Genomic DNA, 24040 nt, shown 5'->3' with positions numbered 1-24040 from the left:
TGTGGTTAATAAAGCGTGGAGGAGAATTTTTAATTATTCGTCATAAATGCTGACGATTTCTCCATCCAGGATACGGTTCATATTTTTAACGGCACAGAAATTACCGCACATGGAGCAGGTGTCCTCTTTTTCAGGCTTGCCTGCGGCACGGTAGCGTCTGGCTTTTTCCGGATCAATGGAGAGGTCGAACATTTTCTCCCAGTCGAGCCGTTTCCTGGCCTCGCTCATCTCGTAATCCCAGTCGGAGGCGCCTTTGATTCCTTTGGCGATATCGGCGGCATGGGCGGCGATTCGGGAAGCGATGATTCCTTCCTTCACATCGTCGAGATCCGGCAGTCTCAGATGCTCCGCAGGGGTGACATAACAGAGGAAAGAAGCTCCGGAAGCTGCGGCGATAGCGCCTCCAATGGCGGCGGTAATATGATCATAACCCGGTGCGATATCCGTTACCAGCGGCCCGAGGACATAGAAGGGGGCTCCCTGGCAGATGGTCTGCTGAATTTTCATATTGGCGGCAATCTGGTCCAAAGGCATGTGGCCGGGGCCTTCGATGATAATCTGAACATTTTTTTCCCAGGCTTTTCTGGTCAATTCTCCCAGTGTAATCAGTTCTTCTATCTGCGAGATATCGGAGGCGTCGGCAATACAGCCGGGACGGCAGGCGTCTCCCAGACTCAAAGTCACATCATATTCCTGGCAGATATCCAGGATTTCGTCAAAGTGTTCATAAAATGGATTTTCAAGTCCGGTCATCTCCATCCAGGCGAAGATAATGGAACCGCCCCTGGACACGATGTTGGTCAGGCGCTTTGCCTCTTTGAACCGGCTTGCCGTATTTTTGTTAATTCCGATATGGATGGTCATGAAATCCACACCGTCTTTGGCGTGCATTTTCACGATATCAATCCATTCATCGGATGTAATTTCCTTTAATGGCTTGTGATAATAGACGACGGCGTCGTAAATGGGAACCGTTCCGATAATAGCCGGGCACTCGGAAGTCAGCTTGCGGCGGAACTTTCCGGTATCACCGAAGGAACTCAGATCCATGATGGACTCGGCGCCCATGGCTACGGCATCATTTACCTTGGCGAGCTCCATATCCAGATCATTGCAGTCCCTGGAAGTGCCCAGGTTTACGTTTATTTTGGTTCTCAGCATGGAGCCGATTCCATTCGGTTCCAGACAAGTGTGAAGTTTGTTGGCCGGAATGGCTACCTTTCCCTCGGCAACCAGGTGCATCAGTTCCTGGGGCTCAAAATGTTCTTTTTTGGCTACATGTTTCATTTCTTTGGTCAGAATGCCCTTTCTTGCAGCATCCATCTGGGTGGTGTAATTCATACTCATGTCCTCCTTGTTTTTTTGTTTTGGAGGGATCGCGGCTATTATTACTGCAAGAACAAAGAATCCCGCACGCGGGATTCTTGCGCTGCCGCGCGGTTGCTTCAGCAACTATTTACCTCTGCGCGGCGTGCGCATCCTTGCGGAGCATTTTTTGATTCATAGGACGTAATTTCCTATAAAACAAAAAAGCCCGGGACCAACAGATCCCAGACTTGATTTTTAAATATCCGTCTTGTATGATCCCTACGTTGGCATTACCCAAATCAGGTTATATAGGTCGAAGTTTGATTACTTCCTCTCAGCCCGCTTACGAGCTCCCTGTTGATGGTGAGTGTAACACTGTAATTTACTTTTGTCAATAATTCTATTAGAAAGTCTTTATTCTTTTTATTCTTTCTTTATCCCCAGGCCAAACTTTGGCCATATATTTCCTGTATAGTAGTAATCAAACAGGAAAACCCCCTATTACATAGACTTTTTCATACTCATGCCGGCAGGAGCAATCCTGGCCGGCTCCCCCTTTTTATACATAGAAAAGTGTTCCTATGATATAAATAAATTCAAGCCGGATTCTTCCTGGGGCTGTTTTACTGTTCTTCACATTTTTGCCAGAAAGTCTTAATCTATTTTATTTTTTCTTTATCTACTAGTCAAACTTTGGTCACACATTTCCTGTATAGTAGTAATCAAACAGGGCAACACCCTTTTACATAGACTTTTTCATACTCATGCCGGTGGGAATAGACCCACCGGCTCCTTTCCATTTTACCCTTCTGATTTATGATAACGGAAAACACTTCACGTTCTTTTATTCCAAATTAACATAGCATGTACATATTGTATACAGGCTGCCGCCATTAAAAAGGAGACAGCCAAACTTTTTATGTTTCGCTGTCTCCCTGTGGATTTTTGATGATTTTAAAAGCTGTTTACTGATAATAACCGTAATTAAAATACTCGGTTACCGTTTCTAATAATTTTGTACCTTTATAGGCTTTTGCAGTTACTTTTAACCGATAGCTGTAGTTTTTGGCAATACCATAATATTTCTGAATCAGAAGCTCCGTACCGTCTTTATTTGATTCTGTCCATGATTTTATGGTTTTCCAGGATTTATCGTACTGCTGAAGCTCGCAGGTCACTTTGACATTATCGGCCTCCGCGGGGCTACAGTCACATAAAACAGTGCATTGCGCCAAATTATCAGACTGGATTTCTATGCCGCCGCTCAGCATCGTCCAATGAGACCACCTTGGCTGAGGAGTGTTCGCAAATGCAGTCATGGCAAGGCAGGTTACCATAGATACAGCTACAACTAAAGTTACAATCATTTTTTGAATCTTGTTTTTCATATACAGATTCCTCCTTTTTGTTTTCTCTTTGTTATACGAATATGAGAACGTAAATATAACAAGAAATGAGAATATTGCTATGTAAAGACCATTTTGTCGGTACAATAAACAGGAGAGAAATGGTAAGCCGGAAAGGGAACATTTATTTTTGCATCAAAGAAACAATCCTGATAATAGCTGCCTACCAATTCATTCAAAATAGAATCCTAATTAAACAAACTAAAAATAGCTGCTGAAAGTCGATTACTACTTCCAGCAGCTATTTTTACGTAAGATAAGCAGATGAGATAAATGGGTAAAATCAGATTAGATAAATGTTGATATTCTTATTTTTAATAATTACTTTATACTTTCCATAATTTTACAGGCCTCATCTAGAGAAAGTGTGCCGCGAAGAAAAAACTGGTGATTGTCTTTATTCATCAATATTCTTAACTCATTGTTCTTTTCAATCGCGTAGGATTCGTTTCCAGAGATTAGAATTTCTGTCACACCGGCTTCTTCTGTATCAAAAGCACTGGCGGATGGAGTGTCATAATACCAAAAAGTGTAGGACTTTGTTTCCTCATCGTCCACAAATTTCATATAAAAAGTTCCATCTCCCTCATTAACCTCAACAATGTTATAGCCATCAGGAATATATCCCGGTTCATAAGCCTGATAGTTTTTTGTTAAGTTAGTATTATTCTCCCCCTGAAAGATAAATTTAGTTGACTTTTCTTTAACCTCTGTGAAAAACTGGATTATCGGTAACCGGAATGCTTCTACCCTGGTTACGGCAAAAACGCTGATCGTTAGTGCGAAACACAGGCAGACTACGGCCTGCAGCCGTTTCTTTGGAAATATTTTGGGGAATAAATTGCGTTTTTCCGCTCTTTTTTGAATTTCATCGACCCTGTGGTTATGTTCATCTGAGAATGTATGGATACTTTCCGCGTCGAGTTTGTATGCATTCATTTCTTCGTCGGATTCAAGCTGTTCTTCCAGAGCCAATTCTAACAAATAATCACTTTTCTTTTTCATTAAATCGTCATTCATGATTTTTACACCCCTTTAACTTTTCGGCCAGTACTTTTTTCGCTCTGGAAAGCCGAGTGTTGACGTTATATTCGGTTATGTTCAGGATTTGCGCTGTTTCTTTGGAAGTTAAGTGGTGAAGAATTCTCAGACGTAGTATTTCCTTATACTTGTCCTCCAGTTCGTTTATCAGTTGAATTACTGTTTTATAATCCTCTGTCTCAATGTACAGGTCCTCTGCGCTTCTGCCGGCTTCTGTTTTTTCAACCGTTTCAAAGGGGATTGGTGTATGGTTGGCTTTTCGGATGTGATCAATTGCGGTATTTTTTGTTATTGTTATCAGTAAATTTTTACAACGCGGCGTTTCAACTTCATTTTCGTCAATTCTGTATAAAATGTCAATAAGCTTGATTAATGAAAGTTGAACGATATCCTCTGCATCATGTTGATTTTTGGCAAAATTAAAAGCAACCTGATACATCATATTTTTGTACCGCTCATAGATATGACGAAATTTGGAGAGCTCTGCTTCCCCGTCGATCATGCTTAATAGAATCATACTCATTAGCCCTCTTTTGTACGCGATAAATTATTGTTTGCATATTACGGCAGATACACCCGGCTCCAGGCCTTGATGAAATCAGTACAGCTCACATTCATCAGAACCGTCAAAACCGGGTGTCGCAGTATAGGCGGGGTCACAATACTGTCTGATATATTGCGCGGCCCGATGCTCGGCATACTTTTCATTGAGCACCGTGCCGTTTTCATCCATTTCAATGTTGTTTGCAAAAATTGCATATGCACACTCCAGGAGAGACGGTTCTTCCCTGAAAACACTAATATAGTCAATCCCCTCTAACAGCGGGTAACCCACGGTTCCATTTGCAATCCAATATGAAAATTGCCTCAATGAACCACTGAATGAATGGCTTAGTTTCATAAAGATTTCCTCCTTTTTACTTATCATTTATCATATCATCCGCTAAGTCAAGATGGAGGTGACAAATCACATTATTTTTCGCCGCCATTGCTGAAACGGAGCACAGCAAAAGGCACAGAAACACTGCGGTCACTGCCCGCCGGCTGTGGCTTAATCTATTTCTGGACTAACAGATTTCTTTATGATATAATGTTGAGAATAGGTGGGTGTTTTTTCACGGGAGACAGAGAATGAGAGAAAATACAAAAATAAAAGGCCAATTGCGGTTTTACCTGCAATGGCCATTGATATTGTCGGTCTTTTTGATGGCAGCGAATCTGGTTGTGGGAGCGATAAGTCCCAAGGCCGGTATTGCCATGTCCGGATTTACGTTACTTTATGTTGTGGTTGCCCTGTGGCTGTTCCTGTACAGGAGAAAGAGGCTCATGGGCGGGCTGGTGGAATTCTCGGCAGAATATGCAGGGATTCAGAAACAGCTGCTTTCCGAGATGGCGATGCCATATGCAATAGCCGATGCGGAAGGCCATCTGATTTGGATGAATAAGGCATTTGCGGATGTTGTCCAGGAGGATAAGAGCTGCAGGAAGAGCCTTGCGGCGTTGTTTCCGGAGCTGACAAAGGAAATGTTGGATGAGATAGAAGGAAATTCCAGCATCCACTCTTCATTTGACGGAAAGTTTTACCGCGTTGATATCAGACAGATTTACGTGGATGAGAATGAAGGGCTGAGGCTCGACCTGAATCAGGAAATCCCCGAGGAGATGCTGCTTGCGGTTTACCTGTTTGATGAGACGGAAGTGCTCTCTTATAAGAGGGAGATTGATAACCAGAAGCTCGTGGCGGGACTGATTTATCTGGACAACTACGAGGAGGCGCTGGAAAGTGTGGAGGAAGTAAGACGTTCTCTGCTGTCCGCGCTGATTGATCGTAAGATTAATAAGTATATCTCCAATATGGACGGAATTGTCAAGAAATTGGAGAAGGATAAGTATCTGTTTGTTATTAAACAGCAATATACAGAAGAGATCCAGGAGAACCGATTCAACCTTCTGGAAGATGTCAAAACAGTAAACATTGGCAACGAGATGGCTGTTACGCTCAGTATCGGTATGGGTATGAACGGAAGCAGCTATATTACAAACTATGAGTATGCCAGAACTGCCATTGATATGGCGCTGGGGCGCGGCGGCGATCAGGCCGTGGTCAAGGATGGGGCCAGAATCCGATATTACGGCGGCAAGTCCCAGCAGCTTGAGAAGACGACCCGTGTTAAGGCGCGTGTCAAAGCCCATGCAATGCGCGAACTCATGGATACAAAAGACAAATTATTAATTATGGGCCACCATATCGGCGATATTGACTCCTTCGGCGCATCCATCGGTATCTACAGGATTGCCACCTCCTTTAACAAGAAGGCAAGGATTGTGGTCAACAGCGTCAATTCTTCCGTTAAACCGATGATGGCGAGATTTCAGAATAATCCTGATTATCCCGACGATCTGCTGATGACAGGGGAAGAGGCGGCGGACTGGGCGGATGCCAATACGATGCTGGTAGTGGTCGATGTCAACAGGCCCAGCATAGCGGAAGCCCCTGAACTGCTGAAACAGATTAAGACGATCGTAGTGCTGGATCACCACAGACAGAGCAGCGAGATTATCGACAATGCGGTGCTGTCCTATGTGGAGCCATATGCATCCTCCACCTGTGAGATGGTTGCGGAAGTGCTCCAGTACATTGGCGACGGTATCAAGATTAAACCGGCCGAGGCGGACGCCATGTATGCCGGAATTGTAATCGATACGAATAATTTCATGAACCAGGCCGGAGTCAGAACTTTTGAGGCGGCAGCATTCCTGCGCAGGAACGGCGCCGATGTGGTCAGGGTTAGAAAGCTGTTCCGCGATAGGCTGGAGGATTATAAGGCGAGAGCCGAGGCTATCCAGAAAGCGGAGATATTTAAAGATTATTTTGCCATCTCAGAATGCCCGGCCGAAGGAATTGAGAGCCCGACGGTAGTCGGCGCCCAGGCGGCCAATGAGATGCTCGATATCGTAGGGATTAAAGCTTCCTTTGTCCTTACGGAACTGGGAGATACCATCTATTTCAGCGCCCGCTCCATCGACGAGATCAATGTCCAGATCATGATGGAGAAACTGGGAGGCGGCGGTCACAGAACCATAGCAGGCGCCCAGTTGAAAGGCGCAACGATAGAGGAAGCAAAGGACAAATTAAAAGAGATTATCACAGTAATGCTTGAGAAAGGGGATATATAGAAATGGAAGTTGTATTATTGGAAGACGTAAAAGCATTAGGAAAAAAGGGACAGATCGTAAAGGTGAACGACGGCTATGCCAGAAACTTTATCCTGCCCAAAAAGCTGGGAATTGAAGCAACTTCAAAGAACCTCAACGACTTAAAGCTGCAGAAGGCCAACGCCGACAAGATTGCTGCGGAACAGCTTCAGGCAGCGAAAGATCTGGCCGCAGAGCTTGGAAGTAAATCAATTACACTTTCTATCAAGGCAGGAGAGGGCGGAAAAGCGTTCGGCTCTGTTTCATCCAAGGAGATTGCAAAGGCAATCCAGGATCAGCTGGGAATGGAAATAGATAAAAAGAAACTGATTCTTCCGGAACCGCTTAAAACATTTGGAACCCACGAAGTGCCTGTTAAACTTCACAAAGATGTAACCGGCAAGCTGGCTGTTAAAGTAGTGGAAAGCTAAGAATACTGCCCACAGAGGAAATCGGAGGTTTACAGATGGATGAAGCGCTGATAAAAAGGGTGCTCCCCCACAGCGTAGAAGCAGAACAGTCGGTCATCGGCTCAATGCTGATGGACAGAGAGGCAATTATTTCGGCGTCTGAGATTGTGACAGGCGCCGATTTTTACCAGCATCAGTATGGCGTGATGTTTGAATCCATGGTGGAATTGTTTAACGAGGGCAAGCCGGTTGATCTGGTAACGCTTCAGAACCGTCTGAAGGAGAAGGATGTGCCGCCGGAAGTAAGCAGCCTGGAATTTGTCCGGGATATTGTCACGACCGTGCCGACGTCCGCCAATGTTAAAACATATGCTAATATCGTGAGAGAGAAAGCTGTTTTAAGGCGGCTTATCAAGGTTAACGAGGAGATAGAAGGGCTCTGCTATGCGGGGAAGGATAAGCTGGAATACATCCTGGCCCACACGGAGAAATCGGTCTTTGATCTGCTTCAGAGCAGGGGTTCGGGCGATTTCGTGCCGATCCGGCAGGTGGCCCTGAATGTATTGGAAAAGATTGAGACCGCATCTAAAAACCAGGGAACCGTTACCGGTGTGCCGACCGGATTTATTGACCTGGACTACCGGACATCCGGTTTCCAGCCATCGGATTTTATCCTGATTGCGGCCCGTCCGTCCATGGGTAAAACGGCGTTTGTACTGAACGTCGTGGATCACGTGGCAGTCAAAAAAGGGCTGCCCTGTATGGTATTCAGTCTGGAGATGTCCAAGGAACAGCTGGTAAACCGTATGCTCTCGATGGAATCCAACGTGGATTCCCAGAAGCTGCGTACCGGTACTCTGACCGACTCGGACTGGGATGCTGTGGTGGAAGGAATCGGAGTCATTGGAAATTCAAAACTGATTATTGACGACACGCCGGGTATTTCTATTATGGAACTGCGGTCAAAGTGCCGAAAGATGAAGTTGGAATACGGGCTCAGCGTCGTTATTATCGACTACCTTCAGTTGATGTCGGGGAACGGCAAGGGCGGGGATAACAGGCAGCAGGAGATTTCGGAGATTTCCCGATCCCTGAAAGCGCTGGCCAGGGAGATGAATGCCCCGGTTATCGCACTGTCCCAGTTGTCACGTGCCTGTGAGACAAGGCCCGACCACAGACCGATGCTATCCGACCTTCGTGAGTCGGGAGCTATCGAGCAGGATGCCGACGTTGTTATGTTCCTGTACCGTGACGATTATTATAATAAAGACACGGATATGCCGAACATTGCGGAAGTAATTATTGCGAAACAGAGAAACGGCCCAATCGGAACCATTCAGTTGATGTGGAGGCCTGAGCTGACGAAGTTTGCTAACCTGGCGAAGTAGGCAAGCCTTATAACAGATTCATGTAAAAGAGTTATATAAAGAGGTTCACTCTAAATCCAAAAAAGGACTGCGCTTATATCCCTTTGAACCGCTCACCAAAAGTTAGACCAAAAATCTAACGATTGGGAGGTCGGTTCAGGGGATGACGCACAGTCCTTTTTAATTTTCACAGTCTTATTTTGAAAAGAATGCATCGAATAAGCTGTCCTGCTCCGGGTTGTGGACTACATAACCGACTGCTATCTTGTTGTCCGTCAGTTCAATCAGTTTCTGCGCCTTTTCCGGGCCGAATGCGCCGCAGAGTTCCACCGCCCCAAAGCCCTCTGCTGCGAGTTCCTTCATTTTTGTGCAGGCCTCGTCGAAGCTGCGGACCGTGTAAATGTAGCTTGTCATGTTTCCCTTTTCAAAACACGCCTGGTGTTCCTCTGGGGTATAAGCATCGCTCATCAGGATAAAAGCAAATTTTTTCTTCATGTTTCTGTCTCCTTTTCTATATTTTCTTAAAACTTGAATAAGTTTAAACCGATTTCTTCGTCAAAGGCCCTGTCCACGCTGCCGTCTATCACGGTAATTACCATCTCGCAGGTTGCGCTTACAACCGCCCTGTTTAAATGGCCTCCAAAGACTTCTCCTTTTTCATTTCCGGCGCTCATATGAAGATGGGCATAGAACTCGCCGTTCATGGTGTTTATCGTTCCGTTCAGGGATACGATCTCATAATCTCCCTTAAAATCATTGGAATAATACTTTTTCTCCCCGGTCTTAAACACTCCCGTTGTGAAATCATTGATCGCGCCCAGGGCGGTGACACCGGCCAGTTTAATGTTCTCTTTTATGGCTATTTCTTTTACTTTATCGAGGATTTCTTCCCCTTTGTCAATCCTTGCTATGATTATGTTCTGAAATCTGCGGTAGTCCATACTATCGTCCTCCCTTTCACTATTATCTCCGCTTATTGTAGCAAATCATTCCGTCATGATCCAGCCCTGTTTTACACATTGTCCTCACCAAATTATACCGCCGCTTCAGGAAACGGCAGGGACGGCTTATTTCGCATGCATTTTATACATAGATTTCTGCGCTTCACGCGCCATTTTGGGCAGTTTGTACAAGGTCCGTTGACGCTGATGTTAAGAAAATGTAAAATTGGCTCATAATTATAAAATAATTATAAAAAGTCAGTGAATATTTAAGAAAGAGGGTATGGGATATGAGGAAAAAAATGAGAACAGTTATTGCATGTATTACATGTCTGGCAATGGCGGCGTCGCTAGCGGGCTGCTCGGGCAGCACGGGGACATCCGATGCGGGAAGTTCCGCCGCGCCGGTACCGACCGTGGCTACGCAGGGAGCTGAAGGGGACAGCGGCCAGGCGTCTTCTGTGGACATTGACAGGTCAAAAGAATTTGTTACAATTGCGACCGGTCCTACCAGCGGTATTTACTATCCGATTGGAGGCGCTTTTGCCACCGTTCTCGGCAACGCGGGATATAAGACATCGGCACAGGCAACGGGCGCATCCGTTGAGAATATCAACCTGATTTCCGCGGGGGAGGCCGAACTGGCTATTGCAATGCAGGATTCCGTTATGCAGGCGTATGAAGGTTTTGGAGCTTTTGATACGCCCAATTCCGATCTCCGCGCAGTAATGCGTCTCTGGCCGAACTATGTCCAGCTTGTAACAACGGCAGGAACCGGGATTAAGAGTGTGGAGGATTTGAAGGGCAAACGTGTCGGCGTGGGTGCGCCGAACTCCGGTGTAGAACTGAATGCACGTATGATATATGAGGCGTATGGAATGACCTATGAAGACAGTGACGTGGACTATTTATCATACGGAGAGGCGATTGACCAGATGAAAAACGGCCAGTGTGACGCTGCATTCGTAACCTCGGGTCTTCCAAACTCCACAGTCAGTGAGCTGGCGTTCAGCTACGACATGGTAATCGTGCCGATCGATGGGGAGGGCAGAGATCATCTGGTTGAGAAGTATCCGTTCTTTGCGGCAAGCACGATTCCGGCTGATACCTATAACAATGAGGAAGATGTTGAGAGTGTATTTGTTTATAACATCATGCTTGTCAACAAAGACCTTTCGGATGACATGGTATATGACATGATGAACTGCATCTTTGATGATATCGGCAGTATCAAAGCTTCCCATAACACGGCGGATAAAAACATTGATATAAGCTTCGGCGTCGATGACGTCAAAATCCCACTCCACGACGGCGCCGCAAAATGGTGGCAGGATCACGGATATGAAACACCGCAGAACTAAGTTCACCGTCCCGCTGATCATATCAGCGCTGGTTATTCTCTCTGCCGCCGCCTTTGGACTGCGGCAGAGGGAGTACCTGGTCATCAGGAACCAGGAGACGGGGGAGACTTACGTGAGAGTGCCGGTGGAGACCGGGGATAAACTGAACTTCGGCTGGGAGCACTCTTTCGAGCATATCCCATGGAATGAATATTATGAGGTGGAAAAAGACGGAAGTTTTCTTTTAAATACAATCTCGGTGGCGGGTTTCGGCGCCGGAATTCCGGCGGAAATGGACTGCACCTATCGGTATGAAGACGGACTGATTTATATGGACGATATAGGGAGTGGATTTCCTCAGTTTAACTGGATTAATTCACAGACGGCATTAAAAGAGATAGGCCTGAACGGCCGGCTTCTGATCAGGGGTGAGGATATGCCTCACCACGAGAAGATGGTGCTCTGTATCGAATAGGAAAGGAGGATATGAAATGAGCGATGAAGAGAAAAAACAGGATCCTGCTTCTGGGACGGACGCCGATGCGTTCAGGGATAAAGATTTGGAAAGTCCGGAACCGGCAAATGCCGATGGAAAACCGGAGGCTGAGCTGACGGATGCCGAAAAGCAGGAACTCCTTGAAAAGTTTGATAAAGAGAGCAAGACGCGTACCTTTGTATCACCTATGGTTGCAAGGGTTTATAAGATTTTTGCGATTGCGGTGACACTGTACCACCTTGTATTTGCATCGGGTTTCTGGATGCCTGAGACACTGAAACACCGTTCTCTCCATGTATCAATGATTCTGATACTGGCATTTGCGATGTATCCGGCGACGAAAAAGGCCAGCCGCAAGGTGATCGCATGGTATGATTATATCCTGATGGCGCTTTCGGCCGCGGTGCCTCTTTATATGTGGCTCGATTACTTTAATATTATCAACCGGGCGGGCAGGCCGAATTCCATGGATGTCATTATAGGAACCCTGCTTACGCTCCTGGTGCTGGAGGCAACAAGACGCGTATGCGGCCTGGCGCTTCCGATTCTCGGCATTATTTTTATAGCATACAGCCTGATGGGCACGAAGCAGGGAATGATTCCGATTGATATTCCGGGAATCTTCCTCCACAGAGGCTACACCTGGCAGAAGCTGATGAGCCATTTCTTTGCAAATACGGAGGGTATCTACGGCTCCTCGGTCAACGTGGCTTCGACCTACATATTCCTGTTTATTGCATTCGGCGAGATTATGAACAAATGCGGCATGGGCAAATTCTTCAATGATATTGCAAACGCCCTCGCGGGCGGAAGTAAAGGCGGCCCCGCCAAAGTGGCGGTTGTGGCCTCCGGCCTTCTGGGCATGATCAACGGCGCTGCGGTGGCCGTAGTCGTGACAACCGGTTCTTTTACGATACCGCTTATGAAAAAAACGGGATATGACAATGAGTTCTCGGGCGCTATTGTTGCGACCGGCTCCGTAGGCGGCCAGTTAATGCCTCCTGTTATGGGTGCAGCGGCATTCATCATGGCGGAGACTCTGGGAATTAAATACAGTACTCTGCTTGTATCCGCAATTATTCCAGCCGTCATTTACTATATTGGAATTCTGCTCCAGATCCAGATGCGCGCCGAGAAAATGGGGATGCAGGGGACGCCGAAGGATCAGCTTCCCAAGATAGGAGAGGTCATGAAGGAATACGGCCATCTGGCGATTCCGCTGATTTTCCTGGTTTATATGCTGTTCTTCAGCGGTAAGACGGTAATTATGGCAGCATTCTATACCATCATTTTCACTATTGTTGTCGCAGAGCTGCGCCCAAACACGAGGATGAGCCTGGATGACATTATCGACGCCATGGTGGCAAGCGCCAAGTCGACCGTATCGGTTGCCATTGCCTGTGCCTGCGTCGGCATTATTGTAGGCGTAAGCAGTATCACCGGGTTTGCCCTCAATATGGCGAGCACCATCATCCAGATCGGCGGCCAAAACCTGATGTTCACCCTGATGTTCACGATGGTAACGTGCATGATTCTGGGCATGGGGCTTCCGAGCATTCCATCCTACATCATCACTTCCACGATTGCCGCTCCGGCCCTTGTGACGCTGGGTATCCCGCCTATCGCGGCCCATATGTTCTGTTTCTACTTTGCAATGTTTGCAAACCTGACGCCGCCGGTTGCCCTGGCTGCATTTGCTGCGGCAGGCATAGCGGGAGGAAGCCCGATGAAGACGGGATGGGCGTCGGTGAAGCTGGCCCTGGCCGGATTTATCCTGCCTTACATGTTTGTGTATAACACGGAACTTCTGCTCCTCGACACACCGGTTGCCAGAGGAATCCAGGTAGCTATCACGGCGGCTATCGGCGTATTCCTGATCAGTGTGGCGGTAGAAGGTTTCCTGTTCCAGAAGGTAAACGTTGCACTGCGGCTCCTCTGCTTTGTCGGCGCTTATCTCCTGATCGACAGCGGACTGATTACCGATATTATCGGTATTGCCATCTGCGCGGCGATCGTCATTTTACAGAAGACATTGGCGAAAAAAAATGTTACAATGGTGACGTAGCTTTTCTAAAGGTTACTAAAACCGGCATGATGGGGTGCTGCGGGACTGCACAGGATTCCGCAGCACCCCTTTTTCTATCCTTTTAAAAGGCCGGAATTGGGGGATCACTATGGTATATGATGTTATTATGAGTGTCTGTATGAATATCTCTCTGCTGATTGTCCTGGCTCTGATGCTGACCAAAATCCAGTTTGTCAAGGAGCTTCTGCTCAATGAGGATGACGAGAATGGAAGCGGGGGCAGGAACGCCAGGAGGAAAATCTGTAATCAGCTTGTACTGGGAGGGATTTTCGGTGTTTTCTGCATTATTTCTGACTATATCGGAATACAGGTGGAGGGCGCTCTTCCTAATGCCCGTGTCATAGGCGTACTTTCCGCCGGTTTCTTAGGTGGTCCTGTGTCGGGAATGACCACGGCCGTTATTGCCTCCATCCACCGATATCTGATTTTTCCGGAACGTATCAGTACGCTGGCATGTATACTGGCGGCAGTATTACATGGCATTATCGGTTCCTGGATTGGATATGCGAGGAGAGAGAACCGGCAGTACTCAAACTGGTTTCTTCTGATGAGCACATTTGTCGCGGAAGCGATTCATATGATTCTAATCCTCATATTGACAAGGCCGTTTATTGAGGCGCTGGAGATTGTAAAAATCGTCCTGGTGCCGATGGTTATCATAAATTCCTTTGGAATGGTTATTTTTTTCAGTATTTTCAAGACGATATTTAACAATGAAGACCTGAAGGTGGCGGCCAATGTGGCGCTGGCCCTGAGGACGGCGGAGCGGTGTGCCCCTTACCTGGGGGATGCGGAGACGAACCGCAAGAGCATGCAGAAGATTATTGAGATCGTCATGTCCGAATATAAATGTGTCGGGGTGGCGGTGATAAAAGGATATGAATTTCTGGGCAGAAGCAGTGCATTTGAAGAAATTGAGCTTAACAAGACTTCTTACCCCAGGCTTTTGACGGCCACTGTAACATACAGGACCACAAGGAGCAGCAAAGTACCTCTGCCGGAGGATGCTTTTTATCCGCTGTATGAAAAGAATGTAATTCTTTCGGCTCCGATTGTCCGTGGGGAGGATGATGTGCTCTCTTTTGTCATGATGGTCAGAAAGAATGCCTATTCTTACAGGGCAGATATTGAATTTGTAACAGGTATCGCAAATTATTTTGCAACCCAGTTTAAGCTGGTGGATATGGAGAAACAGAAGGAACATCTGAGGAAAGCGGAGATCAAGGCGCTCCAGTCCCAGATTAACCCTCATTTTCTCTTTAATGCTTTAAATACAATTTCATGTTTTTGCCGGGAAAAGCCGGAAAAGGCCAGGGAACTTTTGATGGCCTTAAGCTCCTATTTCCGAAACATGCTGGAAGATATCGACAGCAGCGTGACACTGGAAACGGAGCTTGAGCATGTAAAGGCATATCTGATGCTGGAGGAGGCCAGGTTCGAGGAACACCTGAAGATAAAAATCGAAGCTGAGCCGAAAGACTGTACCTGCCGCGTGCCGAACCTGATACTGCAGCCGATTGTGGAAAATGCAGTACGCCACGGTGCGATGAAAAGGGATAAGGGACAGGTGACAATCCGCATCCAGAAGGAAGAAAAGTCAACAATGATCGATGTGATAGATAATGGGCCCGGAATGGATAAAGAGATCGTGGACCGGCTTTATGAGAGCAGCACAGAGCTGCCGCACCAGAATGAGAGCCATGGAATCGGAATGCTGAATGTTCAGAGGCGGCTGACCGGGATCTATGGAAAAAGCGCCGGCCTGCAGATTATTTCCGGCGGTTCGGGTACCATCGTGCGCATGATTATTCCAAACCAGAAGGAGAAGACGGATGAGGATAGCGGTAGTAGATGATGAACGCCCTGCAAGAAGCGAACTGGTGTACCTGATCAGACAGTGCAGCCCGGAGGCGGAAATCACAGAGGCCGAGAGCAGTGACAGGCTGATGCAGCTTCTTGATACGGAGGAATTTGACGTCTGCTTTGTGGACATTGATCTGGGAGGGGCTAATGGGACGACGCTGGCTTCTATGATAAAAAGCAAGCTGCCGGAGGCTCAGATTATATTTGCCACAGCATACAGGGAATATGCGGTGAAGGCATTTGAGCTGGGCGCCACGGATTACCTTCTGAAACCCTTTGACCTGGACCGGGTGAAGAAGACGATGGGCAGGCTGGAGGAGAGAAGAGTCGAGGCAGCAGGGGCAAGGGAGATGGCCATTAATAAGATCATGGTCAATGCAGGAGCCAGCTTCCAGGTGCTGGATGTGGCAGATATCGTTTTTATTGAGACGGAAAAGCGTTCATGCAAGATCCATACGGCTAAAAAAGCGTACCTCCAGAATGAATCCCTGAATTATTATGAAACCAGGCTGAGAAACTGCCGGTTTTTCAGGATACATAAAAGTTATCTGGTGAATCTCGACTATGTTCTTGAGATGATCCCGACCTATAACAGTGGATACAGCCTTAAGATGAGATATTATGAGAAGGATTTGCTGCCGATTGGGAGAACGCAGGTGAAGGAGTTCAGACAGCTGTTTTCAAGATAAATAGATTTGAATAAGAGAGCCGCCGCCGGGTGACTGCGGCCAACTTCAGACAAAATAACAAATGCCTCTCCAGCAGTGAGAGGCATTTGTGTTTTATTTAAAGAGTGAAGAGCCGGACACGGGGCGGTTAGAGGCTCAATTTGTCTTAATACAGATCCGGTATACCTTGCTTGGCCGTCCTTTTGTATTTGTCTGGCGGGTATATACAACTTCGGCAAGGTTGTATTTTACGAGGGTTGCAATAATACGGTTAACGCTGCGCATCGTGATGTGCAGAACGCGGGACAGCTCCTGTGTCGTAACCTCTTCCGTACCGGTTACGGCGAGGGCGGAGCAAAGTTTCTGCACGGTCAGGGTCGAGAGCCCCGTGCGGTCGGCGAGTTCGCGCATATAAGGCGTGACGGCGCTCTGGATTGACAGGCCGGCGCCTTCCCCGCCCAGGAGGCTGAGGAGTCCCTGACTCTCAGAGAAAAGGTAGCTGACACGGTTCCCGGTAATGCGGGATTCTTTTGCTGCGACTATTGCATTGGCCTCCGCCTGACATAAATCCTCGGCAAGGCCGTAGCCAATCGCCAGCTCAAATCCACCGTTTTCCCTTATATAATCCCGAAGATGGCAGCAGGTGAAGCCGTCGGTCACCTTTTCAGCTGTTTTTCGGTTGGTGGAGATTCGGAAACCGTAGCGGGTATCCCGGATGATGAAATCGTATAGATATTTTTTATTAAAGGCGGTCAGTAATTTTTCCAGCAAATCATATCGGTTCTGGAACTGCTCCCAGGAGGCGGGATCTTCCCTGGATGCGGCCGGCAGAAACAGATCGATGGCAGCCGCCAGGTTGTTATTCAGGGTGCTGAGCAGAATTTCGTGTGTCAACTGGCGAAAACCGGCCAGGATATCTTCTCTGCTGAATGAAATATAGTAACACTCCACGCCTGCCTCCAGAATCTCCGGCATGATCGGGCTCATTCGTGACAGGGAATACTTGATCTTCTTGGAATTCCACAATTCAATGTGTTTTTGAAGCTTCTGCTTCGAGGTTTTCTGTACCGTCTCCGGGGACAGCTCCCCTATATACCGGTTATTGCGCTGAAGCCATTCCTCGAAAGTGCCCTCCCTCAGGTACTGAATCAGCGAACTCTCCTCTCCCGGACAGAGATAATCACAGAAATCGAAGTATCCGTACTCGAAATTCCAATCCTGGTATTTATAGATTACCTCAAAAAAAGTCTTGTAGTAATTGCCTGCGGAACAGAGGAAAAAGCTGATAGGCTTGCAGTCCGGAACGCTTTTCTGAATAGAAAGCATCGGACCGGGGCCGGTGGTGATAAAGCCGTCAAACCCGGATTCCAGCCTGCGGTACAGTTCCACAATATGCTCATAATTATAATAGACAAACAGTTCTGTCTCACAGTCCAAATCAAGCGTCTGAACTTCTTTTTCTAAATATTCTTTTAGATATGCGGTAGCCAGTATCGCAATTCTCACAAAAACACCACCTTTTTCAAACATTGTAATTTTATACAGTATAGCAAAAAATAAAGGGTATTACAACAGAGGAACTGCGTGCAGGTACCGGTAAGCGGGAGAAAAAAGAAATTTGTTATTTATTACTAAATTAAAGACGTTTAATTTGTCCTTTTTTAACGAAAATAAATATTTGTCTTTACTTTGATACTTTACATGATATAATTGTGAATATAAAAAGACGTCTTTAATATAACCGTAAATAAGTGAACCAACAACAAAGTAACAAATAAACAGGCAGATGATGAAACAAAATAGGAGGGTGTTATGTTTAGTGTGTTAATTGCTTTACTTGTAACAATCGTGGTGGGGTATTTCGTTATCAAAAAGTATAAACCGCAGACCGTGCTTTTTGCGGCAGGAATTTTTCTGATGATCATTGCTTCCGTGTTCCACATGGGAGAGATTATGGCGGCTGATAAGTCAACCGGCTTCTGGCTCTTTGATATTTTTGAATATATGAAAACCGTTTTTGCAGCCGACGCGGCGGGTACCGGTATGATTATCATGGCAGTCGGCGGCTTCGCCGTTTACATGGAGCACATTGGGGCAAGTTCTGCAATGGTGGATATTTGTATTAAACCGCTGAAGGCGCTCAATAAGCCGTATCTGGTTCTGGCTCTCAGCTATGTGGTCGGACAGTTCTTAAACATATTTATTCCGAGTGCGGCGGGACTCAGCGTACTTCTGATGGCAACGCTGTTTCCTGTACTTGTTGAACTGGGAGTCAGCCGCTTGTCGGCGACAGCCCTTATCGGTACCGCGGCCTGTCTGGACTTGGGACCGGCTTCCGGCGCTTCGAACATGGCGGCCCAAACGGCGGGCCTGGAGCCGATGTTATATTTTGTACAGTACCAGCTTCCGGTAGCGGGAGTGGTTGTGGTGACAATAGCAGTTCTTCACTATCTGGTACAGAAATATTGTGACAGGAAGATGAATTTTACTCCGGATACTGCAGACGACGGGAAAAAAGAGAAAAAGGCAGTTCCAAAGATTTATGCGATTCTGCCTCTGCTTCCGCTGATATTCCTTTTTGTGTTCAGTAAATTAGTCATCAGCTCTATTTCCATGAACGTTATCACGGCTATGCTGCTCGGCGTAACAATTGCCCTGATTTTTGAATTCATCACAAAAAGAGGAAACGGCAAAGCAGTTGCAAAGGATATTCAGGTGTTCTTTAACGGAATGGGCAGCCAGTTTGCCACAATTGTAACATTGATTATCGCAGGAGAGACCTTCGCAAAAGGTCTTATGTCTATCGGGGCGATTGATACGATTATCGAGAGCTGTAAAGCTACCGGCTTTGGTCCTGTCCCAATGACCATTGTAATGGTCCTGATTATTACCGTATGTTCCATTGTTATGGGTTCCGGAAATGCGCCTTTCTACGCATTTGCCGCCCTTGCCCCGACCGTAGCGGCGGCCTTCGGTATCTCTACTGTTCTGATGGTTATGCCGATGCAGCTGGCAAGCGGTATTGCCAGAAGTATTTCCCCGATTACCTCTGTTATCGTGGCGGTAAGCGCCAGCGCAGACCTGTTCCCGGTTGACGTTGTAAAGCGTACGGCTATTCCAATGGCGGGCGGTCTGGTTGCCCTGTTACTGTCAACGTTTCTGATGTTTTAAGATACCTTTGCGGGATATCCCGCAATAACACGAAAGGATTAGATAATGAAAAACTTTAATTTAAGAGAATACCTGAATGAACTGGAGACTCTGGTTAATATTGACAGCGGAAGCCGGGTGCCGGGCGGAACATCCCTCATGGCGGATTACATGGAAGCAAAATATAGAGAACTCGGCCTTACGGTGAAACGGATCGAATCTGAAAAGAGCCTGGGACCCTGTCTGGAAATCCGCAACCATGCCGATCAGGAGAAAATCGACGTCCTTTTCCTCGGACATATGGATACGGTATTTCCAGCCGGGGAGCCGGAGCGGAGACCTTACCGGGAGGAGGGAGGGATGGGTTATGGGCCGGGGATTATGGATATGAAGGCCGGCCTGTTATCCACCTGGTACCTTGTTAAGAATCTGGTGGAGGACGGCACAGGGTTAAATATCTGTGTGGCCCACAACAGTGATGAGGAAATTTCTTCTCTGGAATCTCAGGAATGGATTAAAAAACTGGCTGAGAAAGCGGATATTACCATTGTAATGGAGCCGGGACGAAAAAACGGGGAGTATGTGAATGAGAGAAAAGGTCTTGCGCGGTACACGGTGACGGTGCAAGGGGTCGCGGCTCATGCGGGGATAGCGCCTCAGGATGGGGCAAGCGCTATTTACGAGCTGGCCGAACTGATACTTAAGCTGCAGGCCCTCAACAATTATGAGATCGGAACCAGCGTTAATGTCGGAGTGATTTCCGGAGGAACGGCATCCAACGTGGTCTGTGATCTGGCGTCATGTGTGGTTGACACCCGTTTTGACACCATCGGGGAGCACGAGAAGATTGAGGAAAGCCTGAAGGAGCTGGAGCGTCGAAGGGTTAACCCGAGAACGTCCGTAACTATAGTGAGAGACGGCTTCAGACCGCCGATGAATAAGACGGAAAAGACAGAAGACCTGATGGCGCTCATGGAGGAGCAGGCTGCGCTCATTGGTATGGATATGAAATGGGTAAAGACGGGCGGAGGCTCCGACGGTAACTTTGCGGCTTTTGCAGGCTCCGCTGTCATAGACGGGGCAGGACCGGCAGGAGACGGGGCTCACGGGAAGAATGAGTCACTTCAGCTTAACACGGTTGAACCGAGAATGGAGCTTTTATACAATATGCTTACCGCATTATCGAAGAAAAGAGGATGAGAAAATGTATTTCAATGAAGAAGCTTTGAGAATGCATGAGGAGAAAAAAGGAAAGATTCAGGTGGCCAGCAAGGTGGAGCTTACGACAAGGGAAGAACTCTGCATTGCCTATACGCCGGGGGTGGCCGAGCCATGCCGGAAAATTCATGAAAATAAGGAGGACGTTTACCGTTATACAGCCAAGGGGAACCTGGTGGCGGTGGTATCCGACGGATCTGCCGTGCTGGGCCTTGGAAATATCGGCCCGGAGGCCGCCATGCCTGTCATGGAGGGGAAAAGTATTTTATTTAAACAGTTTGGTGACGTGGATGCTTTTCCAATCTGTCTGGGAACCCAGGATACGGAGGAGATTATCCAGGCGGTACGCGTGCTTGCTCCGACCTTCGGCGGCATTAATCTGGAGGACATCTGCTCACCCAAGTGTTTTGAAATTGAGAGAAGACTGGAAGAAGAGCTGGACATCCCGGTTTTCCACGACGACCAGCATGGAACGGCGATTGTAGTGACCGCCGGCCTGTTAAATGCAGCAAAGCTGACGGGCCGGAAGCTTGAGGACATGAAGGTGGTGCTGAACGGACCCGGAGCGGCCGGAACCGCCATCATTAAGATGCTCATGTTTGCCGGAGTTAAGAATGTGATTGCCTGTGATGAGCACGGAATCCTGCATAAGGAAAGAACGGAGAAGCCGCAGGGGCACAAATGGGAGCTTTGCCAGGTTACAAACCCGGAAGGGAAACAGGGAACGCTTGCCGATGCCGTAGTGGGGGCAGACGTCTTTGTCGGAGTTTCCGTTGCAAATGCCCTGACGCCGGAAATGGTAAAAACAATGGCTCCCGACCCGATTGTGTTTGCAATGGCTAACCCCACACCGGAGATTACCTACGAGGATGCCGTCTCCGCCGGAGTGAAGGTAATGGGAACCGGGCGCAGCGACTATCCGAACCAGATCAACAATGTACTCGCTTTTCCAGGGATATTTCGCGGAGCACTGGACGTGCGTGCCAGAGACATCAACTATGAAATGAAGTTTGCCGCGGCCAGGGCGATCGCCGGCCTGATTGGTGATGAGGATTTGCGCGCCTCCAATATTATTCCGTCCGCATTCGACAGCCGGGTGGCGGAAGCTGTCGCAAAGGCTGTGAAGGAAGCGGCGGTGAGGACGGGGGTGGCCCGGTTATAAGCAGGGACGACGGGATTTAGAGGTAGCGGCGGACGGTTTCCATGTATTGCTTGTAGGAGGCGCCGAAGGTTTCAAGACACCAGCGTTCCTCGGACAGGATAATCCAGTGAGCGGAAATCTGGAAGAGAACGATGATTCCAAACAGGCTCAGGGAGCGGGTCAGGAAGGCGCAGCCTGTGAACAGGATAAAGTATGACACGTACATTGGATTTCGTGAGATTTTGTAGAGGCCGTTCCGGTTCACCCCGTCTTCGGATGGGGCCGAGAAGTTTGCGATTGTGACCGCGCATAGCGCCAGACCGGTCAGGTAAAGCGCCGCACCGGCATAGAACTGCCAGGAAGATGTTTTTACGGTGAGGAAAAAGAGATAAAGTATGAGCGCGGCATTTGAAAGCTGATAAATCCAGTATGCCGGTATCTCGATTCCTACCATGGGCGGAAAATGGGCCGCACGTTTTATGGCGCCCCTGTTTAAATGGGAAAGTAGGGTGAAACGGATTAAGAAAAATGGGATTAGAAGCAGAGCGCCGTTCATGTTATATCTCCTGTTTTTTAAAGTCTAAGGCTGATTTAAGTCTAAAGCTGCTTAAATTATATCAGATTTGGATATTTAAATACAGCAGTGTACGGGAATTCTTTATAAATTGCGGAGGGATAAAATTTGTTGTATAAAATAATGAGGACCGCTGGGATAACGCGTCCTCATTATTCTTATAAATAATATATTATCATTTTGGTAGATAAACTGGTTTAATCCTGGTTCTGTTTATAGTGGGAGGTTAGTTGTTTGTAAAGTTCGAACATCTGCGTGTTTGAACTTTTACCTACTTTATTGTATTGGGGGGCAATAGAGTAGTCCTTCAATATAGAGAGGGATTTTTCAAAATCCAAGCCGGCAGTATCGTCCGATATGAAGAGGCTTTCCTGTACAACATAATAACTTTCAAGGCGCACATTTTCACGGAGTTTGTTTTGAAAGGCTTCTGAGAGACGATTGCTTTCAAGAAGTTCTTTATATTTTTGTTTGGTTATAATAATTTTGGGGCCGTTTAAACGAAGCTGGCCTCTTACAATTTTCATTTGCTCATTCGAAAGTTCTTCCCTGCACAGCAGGATTCGATGCAGAGTGGGCATCTTTTGATCTCCGCTGGAAACCGTTATAGCGCTTCCAAGTTTACAGTGCAAAATTTCTTTGCGAATGTGGAAGTGCTCGAAGACAATAAATGAAATTTCACCAAAATCCTCATCTTCCAGATAGCAGTATACAGACAGCATAGGCTTTGAGATGATATAGCCTCCGGTGTAGTTTTTTTCAACCGGTTTACTTTTAGGGAAGACGCTGTCCGCGTACAACTTAAGTGTTGCTTTGAAAAAACCGTGTTCGTTCATTTCCTCACTTAAGTGAAGAATACCATGGAGCAAATCCTTTCTTTCCTTCTGGGTATGGAAGAAATAGGCATGGAAATCCCCTGTATATCCGTAATATGCTGAATCATCAGAGTCTACAATAAATCCGCCTCTGGAAGACTCCGCTATGACGGTTTTCTTTTTGTTTTTCGGATTTTTCGGATTGTCTTCTTTATCAACATCCATGTAAAATTCGGAACGTGTGATGCCTAAAACCTTCAATACGTTTTTTACCGAGGCACCAGATATTTGAACGCCATTTTTCAAATTGGTCATGGTGGAGGGAGATATTTTTATTCCCATCTCTTCGGCTTTTTTGCAAAAAGCAGCATGACTCAGCCCTGCTTTCTCAAATCGGCGGTATAATTCGACCATATCATGATTTTTTTCTTCTTTCATCTTTCGCATCCCCCTGAAATATTTTTGTTAATACTTTCTTTTCAGTAATACGTTCGAGTAGTCGAAGGTGTCATTTGTGAATGTTGAATAAATAAAATCCTTTTCTTTACAGAAATATCATGAAATTATAAAAGACTTTATTTGATTAGAAACTAAGCTGAATTGACTTTTGATTTTAAAAATACAGAAATAAATTCTTTCGAAATATTCTAAAATCAATCAATGGTATTTATTAAAATTATCATCTTATTTTGTGAAATGACCTAAAAAAACCAGGTTTTTCCTCTTATTTTCTATAACTTGCTCCTATTGCCTGTCCAAGCAGAATATAATAGAATGAAGTCAAAACTAACCAGCAGAAAAGAGCGGAATATTTGACAAAGTGTCAAATTCAAAAATATCTGCGGGCATACGAAAAGGAAGAGCACTCTCCTGTCAAAGATTTCTCTTCCTTTACTATGAAAGCGTGAAAAAAAGGAATATCTGTCACAATAGAAGAGAGGATTGCCGTCCTCTGCTAATACTGTCCCCAGATTTGTCGTTGAGTGCTTTTGTACGATTAACAAAACGCGTCTACTTCAAT

The 24040-nt window shown here is 46.7% G+C and carries 21 protein-coding genes and 1 riboswitch; of the genes, 11 read left to right on the top strand and 10 right to left on the bottom strand.

Annotation, left to right across the window (positions count from 1 at the left end):
* Positions 1-33: 33 nt before the first annotated feature.
* From thiC to EJL91_RS06725, 5 genes are all read right to left on the bottom strand, one after another.
* Positions 34-1341 (bottom strand): phosphomethylpyrimidine synthase ThiC, encoded by a 1308-nt coding sequence (gene thiC, locus EJL91_RS06745; protein ID WP_125141215.1) that lies wholly within the window; start codon positions 1339-1341, stop codon positions 34-36.
* 227 nt (positions 1342-1568) lie between these two features.
* Positions 1569-1675, bottom strand: a riboswitch (TPP riboswitch).
* Between the two features lie 598 nt (positions 1676-2273).
* Positions 2274-2696 (bottom strand): hypothetical protein, encoded by a 423-nt coding sequence (locus EJL91_RS06740; RefSeq protein ID WP_125141214.1) that lies wholly within the window; start codon positions 2694-2696, stop codon positions 2274-2276.
* 339 nt (positions 2697-3035) lie between these two features.
* Complete coding sequence (locus EJL91_RS06735) at positions 3036-3734, bottom strand: DUF4367 domain-containing protein (protein WP_125141213.1); 699 nt, start codon at positions 3732-3734, stop codon at positions 3036-3038.
* Positions 3727-4278: an RNA polymerase sigma factor gene (locus tag EJL91_RS06730; RefSeq protein ID WP_243125262.1), complete on the bottom strand. Its 552-nt coding sequence runs from the start codon at positions 4276-4278 to the stop codon at positions 3727-3729. The genes EJL91_RS06735 and EJL91_RS06730 overlap by 8 nt, the downstream gene beginning before the upstream one ends.
* Before the next feature lie 75 nt (positions 4279-4353).
* On the bottom strand, positions 4354-4656 hold the full coding sequence (locus EJL91_RS06725; protein WP_125141212.1) for a DUF7677 family protein: 303 nt from the start codon (positions 4654-4656) through the stop codon (positions 4354-4356).
* 230 nt (positions 4657-4886) lie between these two features.
* Between EJL91_RS06725 and EJL91_RS06720 the strand changes: the two genes are divergently transcribed.
* The 3 genes from EJL91_RS06720 to dnaB are packed head-to-tail and all read left to right on the top strand — an operon-like array spanning position 4887 to position 8748.
* Complete coding sequence (locus EJL91_RS06720) at positions 4887-6932, top strand: DHH family phosphoesterase (RefSeq protein ID WP_125141211.1); 2046 nt, start codon at positions 4887-4889, stop codon at positions 6930-6932.
* A gap of 2 nt (positions 6933-6934) precedes the next feature.
* The gene (gene rplI, locus EJL91_RS06715) at positions 6935-7381 is read left to right on the top strand and encodes a 50S ribosomal protein L9 (RefSeq protein ID WP_125141210.1); all 447 of its coding nucleotides are present in this window, start codon (positions 6935-6937) and stop codon (positions 7379-7381) included.
* 35 nt (positions 7382-7416) lie between these two features.
* Positions 7417-8748, top strand: coding sequence for a replicative DNA helicase (gene dnaB, locus EJL91_RS06710; protein ID WP_125141209.1), 1332 nt, complete (start codon positions 7417-7419; stop codon positions 8746-8748).
* A gap of 174 nt (positions 8749-8922) precedes the next feature.
* Here dnaB and EJL91_RS06705 read toward each other — a convergent pair whose 3' ends face one another.
* Together EJL91_RS06705 and EJL91_RS06700 are read right to left on the bottom strand one after the other, a co-directional pair.
* Positions 8923-9222 (bottom strand): DUF6506 family protein, encoded by a 300-nt coding sequence (locus EJL91_RS06705; protein WP_125141208.1) that lies wholly within the window; start codon positions 9220-9222, stop codon positions 8923-8925.
* A 26-nt stretch (positions 9223-9248) separates the two neighbouring features.
* Positions 9249-9668: a PPC domain-containing DNA-binding protein gene (locus EJL91_RS06700; RefSeq protein ID WP_125141207.1), complete on the bottom strand. Its 420-nt coding sequence runs from the start codon at positions 9666-9668 to the stop codon at positions 9249-9251.
* Between the two features lie 302 nt (positions 9669-9970).
* Between EJL91_RS06700 and EJL91_RS06695 the strand changes: the two genes are divergently transcribed.
* The 5 genes from EJL91_RS06695 (at position 9971) to EJL91_RS06675 (ending at position 16142) form a co-directional block, all read left to right on the top strand.
* A complete protein-coding gene (locus tag EJL91_RS06695; protein WP_243125261.1) occupies positions 9971-11029 on the top strand; it encodes a TAXI family TRAP transporter solute-binding subunit in 1059 nt (352 codons plus the stop codon).
* Positions 11010-11483 carry a DUF1850 domain-containing protein gene (locus tag EJL91_RS06690; protein WP_125141206.1) on the top strand — a complete coding sequence of 158 codons (474 nt, stop codon included), beginning with the start codon at positions 11010-11012 and terminating at the stop codon, positions 11481-11483. Before EJL91_RS06695 ends, EJL91_RS06690 begins: the two co-directional genes overlap by 20 nt.
* A 16-nt stretch (positions 11484-11499) precedes the next feature.
* Positions 11500-13569: a TRAP transporter permease gene (locus EJL91_RS06685; protein ID WP_243125260.1), complete on the top strand. Its 2070-nt coding sequence runs from the start codon at positions 11500-11502 to the stop codon at positions 13567-13569.
* Between the two features lie 109 nt (positions 13570-13678).
* Positions 13679-15445 carry a LytS/YhcK type 5TM receptor domain-containing protein gene (locus tag EJL91_RS06680; protein WP_243125259.1) on the top strand — a complete coding sequence of 589 codons (1767 nt, stop codon included), beginning with the start codon at positions 13679-13681 and terminating at the stop codon, positions 15443-15445.
* The gene (locus EJL91_RS06675) at positions 15423-16142 is read left to right on the top strand and encodes a LytR/AlgR family response regulator transcription factor (protein ID WP_125141205.1); all 720 of its coding nucleotides are present in this window, start codon (positions 15423-15425) and stop codon (positions 16140-16142) included. The genes EJL91_RS06680 and EJL91_RS06675 overlap by 23 nt, the downstream gene beginning before the upstream one ends.
* A gap of 135 nt (positions 16143-16277) precedes the next feature.
* On the opposite strand, the gene EJL91_RS06670 is transcribed toward EJL91_RS06675, so the two are convergent.
* Positions 16278-17627 carry a hypothetical protein gene (locus EJL91_RS06670; RefSeq protein WP_125141204.1) on the bottom strand — a complete coding sequence of 450 codons (1350 nt, stop codon included), beginning with the start codon at positions 17625-17627 and terminating at the stop codon, positions 16278-16280.
* 306 nt (positions 17628-17933) lie between these two features.
* On the opposite strand from EJL91_RS06670, the gene dcuC reads away from it, so the two are divergent.
* Genes dcuC through EJL91_RS06655 form a run of 3 tightly spaced genes read left to right on the top strand, consistent with a single transcriptional unit; the run spans position 17934 to position 21651 of the window.
* Positions 17934-19292 (top strand): C4-dicarboxylate transporter DcuC, encoded by a 1359-nt coding sequence (gene dcuC / locus EJL91_RS06665; RefSeq protein WP_125141203.1) that lies wholly within the window; start codon positions 17934-17936, stop codon positions 19290-19292.
* Positions 19293-19337: 45 nt separating this feature from the next.
* Positions 19338-20471: a M20 family metallopeptidase gene (locus EJL91_RS06660; RefSeq protein ID WP_125141202.1), complete on the top strand. Its 1134-nt coding sequence runs from the start codon at positions 19338-19340 to the stop codon at positions 20469-20471.
* A 4-nt stretch (positions 20472-20475) separates the two neighbouring features.
* A complete protein-coding gene (locus EJL91_RS06655) occupies positions 20476-21651 on the top strand; it encodes an NAD(P)-dependent malic enzyme (RefSeq protein ID WP_125141201.1) in 1176 nt (391 codons plus the stop codon).
* Positions 21652-21667: 16 nt separating this feature from the next.
* On the opposite strand, the gene EJL91_RS06650 is transcribed toward EJL91_RS06655, so the two are convergent.
* Together EJL91_RS06650 and EJL91_RS06645 are read right to left on the bottom strand one after the other, a co-directional pair.
* Positions 21668-22186 (bottom strand): methyltransferase family protein, encoded by a 519-nt coding sequence (locus EJL91_RS06650; protein ID WP_125141200.1) that lies wholly within the window; start codon positions 22184-22186, stop codon positions 21668-21670.
* Positions 22187-22401: 215 nt separating this feature from the next.
* Entirely contained in the window at positions 22402-23457 is a 1056-nt protein-coding gene (locus EJL91_RS06645; RefSeq protein ID WP_125141199.1) for a hypothetical protein, read from the bottom strand.
* Positions 23458-24040: the final 583 nt, after the last annotated feature.

The sequence above is a fragment of the Clostridium transplantifaecale genome (genome assembly GCF_900626075.1).
Lineage (GTDB): Bacteria > Bacillota > Clostridia > Lachnospirales > Lachnospiraceae > Otoolea > Otoolea transplantifaecalis.
This window is presented reverse-complemented; position numbering and strand designations above follow the sequence as displayed.